Here is a 6,427-nt window from a genome sequence, read left to right on the forward strand (position 1 = left end):
TTATAGTTAGCGGTTTCAGCATAATTAGCAGTGATTGCATAAGTATCAGCATCTAAAGCACCGAAATTAACACTTGCAGATTCACCAGCAACAAGATCCACATCTTTAGTAACACCATTAACAGTAACAGTGTAATCACCATCAACACTACCAGTAATCTCAACAATCACATCTTCACCATAAGTAACATCAGCAGCACTAATATCAATAGTCACATCAGCTTTACTTACAGTGAATGTAGTTGTTTTAGTAATACCATATGCACTTACTTCAACAGTATTTTCACCAATAACAATGTCAGTTGGTTTTACAGTTTGTTCAAATGAACCGCCAGCTTGGGTTTCATTGATAATGTTATCGTTTACTTTGATAGTTACTTCAGTGTTTCTGAAAGTAGGTAAAACAGTTATAGGAATTACAGTATCGTCACCCATAGTTACATCAGCAACTTCTCCAACAGCTAAATCAGGACCGTTATTTTCAACAATATGATCTTTACCGGATGCATAAGTTACAGCATCATTACCTTTTTTACCATTGCTTATCAAATAGTTGTCAGTGATATTGTTTCCACTGGCACGGCTGCTGGTAGCATCAACAGCATAATTGCTTGTTGTAATGATGTTATTTTGATATACGATATCGTTTACACCTTGTAATATGACTGTTTGTGTAATATTATCGCCGATTAAAGCGTTGCCTTCAGATGCCCTTTGGGTGAAAGTGACACTTCCTTCAATTGTAGAATCAGTTAATTTGGAATTAACAGCCTTATTAGATTTGCTTTCACCAAATATTACATCATTAACAGTTGAATCAGATACAATTGAATTGGATCCCATGAATCTTAAAGTACCGGTTACTTCAATATCAGACAAATTAACATTGCTTTTTATATCCAAATCAGTGAAAGTACCGCTGGCAACAGTATCTGCACCATCTAGAACAACTTTATTCACATTATTGTTATAAAGAGTACTGCTGGTGGCAGTTAAAGATCCAGAGCCTACAATAGTATTGTTGTAAACTTCACCGCCTGCAGCAACAGTCAATGAAGATCCTTCTATATAATTGTCACGAACGACTGCGTCGGATAAGGCGGACATTGCAGCATTATACAATTTGTTTCCTTCATAAACATTGCCAACACCATTACCTGAACCTCCACCATACTGTCCGGTAATACCAGTACCGCCAGCATAGTATACTGTGTTGTTTTTGATGAGGTTATATGGACCTCCAATTACAATACCCCAGCAGATAGCTGCGGATTGACCGTCCAAACGGCGAACGGTGTTATCTGTAATGTTGTTGTGATGATTTACAATAACTCCTGAAGGAACATCAACATTGTAGGTAGTCAAGTAAATTAAGTTTCCGACATTTCCTTCCACTTCAACAGTGTTATTTTGGAATGTGCAGTAGTCTGCCCAAGCCATTACTAAAGATGAGGAACCACCGTTGTCTTTTGTGTAGAAGTAACTGTTTTTAACTGTGACGTAAGTTGAATTGGCTCTGATGGAAGTAGCGCCTACACCGGAACCTACCCTTTGTCCGTCAATTACGTTACTGATATGATCTAAAACAACATGATGAGCATTATATACCCATATTTGACTGTTATGGAAGTTCAAATCTGAAATGTTTGATCCTGAACCGCCATTACTTACTGTAAATCTGTCCCCTGGATTTTCACCCATTAAAGAACCTGCAGTTGTATTCAAGTCAATTAATACATCTTTAGTAGTTGAAATGATATTTACAGGTTTATTGATTTCCATTACAAATGATGCATCTGCTGAACTTAGGAATTTTCCTTGGAAGTCTAAAATAGCACCTTCAGGTACGAAATCTTTAAATCTGCCTGAATTGTCCCTATCGAAGTACATGTCCCAAGTTTCATTAGTTACAAGACCGTATACATAGAATGTTTCGCTAACTTCAGCACCTTGATATATTGCAGTAACAGTATTTTCACCTGCTTTCATATCACTAGTCGCTAAAGTATAAACCGCTTCACCATTATCGATTTCAGGTGTAGCGACAGTTCTGCCATTTACTTTGATTTCAACAGTGCCTTCACCACTTGCAGTAACGGTTACTGTATTGGTATTAGGCAACCAGAAATTAGTTTTTTCAACAGCCAATGCAAGGCCAACATCGATAGGACCATTATTCTGTACAACATTGCCGGAACCTGAACCTACATTTACAGCCTCATCACCTTTTTTATCGCTGCTTACCAAATAATTGTCAGTTACAACATTGTTGGATGTTGTCTTTAAGTCTACAGCATAACTGCCGGTTGAAATAATATTGTTTCCTACAATAGTAGAAGAACCGGATTGGACAGTTACGGTACCAGTTACAGTGTTTCCTGTGAAATTGGTTCCGGTAGCCTTATTTGATAATGACACCGCACCGTTAATGGTGTTGTTAATTACCTTAGCATCCTTACCTGAAACAGATAGACTGCCTGCAGTGTTTCCAACTGCTTCAGAGCCAGCAGTTACGGTTAAAGCCCCTTGCAATGTGTTATTGAAACCATAACCGTTAATACTCATATCACAGCTACCAATTACAACATTGTTTTTAACAGTTGCATAAGGTCCAGGATTAATATTACTACCGTTATAATAAATAGTATTGTTTTCAAACACTGTGTATCCGTTACCTTGTTCGGTGAATATGTAACAGATAGCTAACGGAGTGGAAGGTCCAATAATTCTACAGTTTGTAAAGTTGTTATGGTCATTTATAGTTATTTCACCTTTCTTAATCATTTGCAATACTTGTGGCATGAATGTTCCTTCAGGCAGGGTTTCAATATTAAACAAGTTAAGATATATCAAGTTTCCAACATTTCCTTCACCTTGAATGGTACAGTTGTCAACACTAAGATAACTTGCATTTGTTAAAACAAAGTTACTGTGACCTCCATTATCTTGAGTGTAGAAGAAACAGTCTTTGACTTTAATGTGAGATGATCCTCCTCTGAATGCAACTACACCGACGCCAGAACCGATAGTTTGGCCTGAAACATAAGAAGTTACATTTGTAATAGTCAAGTTATGTGCATTGAAGAACCAAAGCTGTGAGTTATAGAAGTAAATGTCACTGATATTGGATCCTGAACCACCATAGCTTACAGTAAACCTATCTCCTGGGTTTTCACCAGTCATGCCTTGAGCAATAGTGTTCAAGTTAACATATGCATCCTTAGTGGTTGAAATCATGTTAATCGGTTTGTTGATTTCCATGATGTAGCTGACAGAAGAAGTACTGTTAAAGTAACCTCTGAAATCTAATGTAGCTCCTTCAGGAACATGGTCACATAATCTATTACTGTTTGAACTATTGAAATAATTAAAGAATGTATCTGCAGTAACTATTCCATCATAATCATATACTCTAAAGGTAGTTTGTCCGCTGAATCCATTACCAATCACTTCAACAGTATTAACACCCTGAGTTAAATATTGAGCAGCAATCTCTTGAGAAACTTCCCCATTGTTGACTGCAGCTGTAGCAACATTTCTGCCATTGACTTTTATTGTTACGCTGCCGCTTTCAACAGGACAAGTTGCATAAACGGTAGTTGCATAATTTACCCAAGTATCAGTCACTCCAATATCAGAAGAGATATCCACATTGCCACTGATTGCATTGAATGTAGTTGAATTGGTAAATCCGTTGTAAATCACTTCAACAGTGTTTTCGCCTTCAACAATACTGCTTGCGGAAATGGTTTGGGTAACTGTTCCACTGCTTAATGCTGGAGTTGCAATGACATTATCATTGACTTTGATGGTCACGGTTCCGGTACCGTCAGGAACGGTGACGGTTACACTATTGTCATCACCTAAATCAATTTCTGAAGTCACATCAATGCCAATCTTGATTACGTTGAATGTTTTGGATTTGGTAACGCCATTGGATGTTACTTCAACAGTGTTCAAACCGGCTCTTAAATTATCGGCACTGATTGCCTGACTGTAAGATCCTGTAGCGGTAATTGTATTGATTAGGTTGTTGTTGACCTTAATGGCTAATGAAGCGGCCTGATTTGAAGGTGTGATTGTACCTGAAACGGTAACTCCATTGCCGATAGCTACATCTGAAATGTCGTTGACTGTAAAGTCAGTAGATACTTGATTTTCTTTAACTTTTATTGGAACGGATTCAATTTCATGATTATATAAAATAAGATTGACATTATCGTTTCGAGCAACGCTGCTTGAATATGTTGATTGCATAATGCCATCTTCAAGGTCCCCGCTGTTAGGATTCAAATTACCTCCAGCAGTCAAATCCACTGTAACTTTATCAGGAAGATGTTCTGCTGCATCACTGCCATCACATAGGATAGCATAAGCGGTAATTGTAGCGGTTTCATCTGTGTAAATTTCAGAAGCGTCTGATTCTACATGAAACTCAATCCAATATTCAATATCCCCATAAAAATCATTTGAATTCCAATAGTTATAATTCAAATCGTAACTGCCCTGATAGGAAAGGTCACCAAACAGCATATTTAAATCCAACTCACCATCACTAAAGAATAAATTATCATTAATGTTTCCATAATAACCAGGACCAAGGAAAAATACTTGATAGCCTGAATCAGGGGTGTAAACTATATTCTTAATGAAATTGAATGTACCATAGCTATCATCTGCAGGTTCATCCCATGGGTAGAATCCAGCAGCAATTACATTATTATAATAAACCTGAGTTAAATCGAAAACACAGTTTGAAATAGTCAAATCCTCAACGGAATAACCAGTACGGAAAACAGGGGAAGTGATATCATAAAAGGTCATATTTGAAATCATGACATACTCTAAGTCATAATCATTCCAATCTTCCATATCAAAGATTAGAATACCACCTGACTCACCAAATGTTATGCACACTCCATCACGACTTTCACCAATCAATCTGACATTACTATGGATCATGATAGAATCATCGAGTTCATAGCCCCCATCTAAAAATAGGATATTCGCCCCGTCATCTCCAATCATTTGGACTACATCATAGATACTAGCAGGATCATCATAATAAAGTCCGCTGCCCCCACCACTGTCTGAGACGTAGAAATCATAAATGATTTCATCAACAGGGGCGGAGATAACTTCATCATTAGCATTTCCTAATTTTTCATCTTTCGAATTCTTTACATCTGAGCTGACAGCAGCACTATCGTCAACCGCATCGCTGGATGCGCTTTGTGACAGATCCGTGTCACCACCAGCATCTATTTCATCAACAGACTGCGAACTGACATCAAAGTCCGCAGTTTCTAAAGCTACATCACTTGTAGCATTATCTTCAGCCGCACTCGCGGCCCCCATAAATAGCATAGCCAGTAAAATTATACTAACTATCATGAATTTTTTGTCCTTCAAAAAAACTCACCAATTTCTTTTTTATATATTCAAGAAAATTATTGAATATATTAAAATATATTTTATTAAGTTGTATTTAACAATTATCAAATATAGTTAAAAAAAGAGAATGTGAACAACAAATAAGTATTATTAACTTAATTATAACTTAAAGCAAAAATATATTGTGATGAGAAAACTATGATTTATTTAAACAGAACAATTATTATTTTTAATTACATTTAAAAAATGTCTACAATAAATCAATATACTTATCAAAATATGAATTTTTATAAAAAATAAAAGAAGTTAGGCTTAATTCAATAAGCCTAAATTTGAAATTTTCATGTTTTTTTATGCTTTGTTAACTGTTACGTTGTTTGCTATTTCAACACTGTTGTATTCTGATTTTAATTCGTATGTTCCTGGTATTAGGTTGATTGTTAGTTTTGCAATACCGTTTGCATCTGTTTTCTTGTTGTAAACAATGCCATTAGCAGTGATTTTAATTATTTGACCAGATAAAGCAACTGCATCACCATCAGAGTTCACTAATTGAACTTCATAAGCGGTACCGTCTTTGTAGGTCATGTTTACATCACTGGCTGCAATGCTTAAAGCGTCAGCATTGACTGTTATAGTGTTATTTACACTTTCAGATTGGTATCTGGTATCGTTTACAACTGCACTGGCAGAGTATGTACCCGGTTTTAAGTTGATTTTTAATGAAGCACTGCCGTTAGCGTCGGTTTTAGCCTTGTAATTTGCATTGTTGATTGTGAATTTTACAACAACATTTGCAAGGGCGTTTCCTTGAGCGTCAACAACACGGACAGTATAAGCACCATCTTTATAGCTCATAACAACATCGTCGCCTGTTAAAATAACATCCGCTTTTTCAACAGTGACTGTAGCATTAACAAATGCAGATTCATAATAACGATTACCCTCAAAGGTAGCATTCACTGCATATGAACCAGGAGCCAAATTAACAACTAAGCAAGCTTGACCATTATCATCGGTCTTACGATTATAAA

1 protein-coding gene and 1 pseudogene are annotated in these 6,427 nt (G+C 36.5%); both read right to left on the reverse strand.

Annotated features, from left to right (window positions below; translation table 11 throughout):
- On the reverse strand, nt 1–5,357 hold a 5,357-nt coding region (locus tag ACJROP_RS05500), incomplete at its 3' end, for a beta strand repeat-containing protein (protein ID WP_406534486.1).
- Nucleotides 5,358–5,744: 387 nt separating this feature from the next.
- Nucleotides 5,745–6,427, reverse strand: a pseudogene (locus ACJROP_RS05505) (hypothetical protein); the annotation flags it as partial.

Source organism: Methanobrevibacter sp. (genome assembly GCF_045220775.1).
In the GTDB taxonomy this organism is placed as follows: Archaea; Methanobacteriota; Methanobacteria; order Methanobacteriales; family Methanobacteriaceae; genus Methanocatella.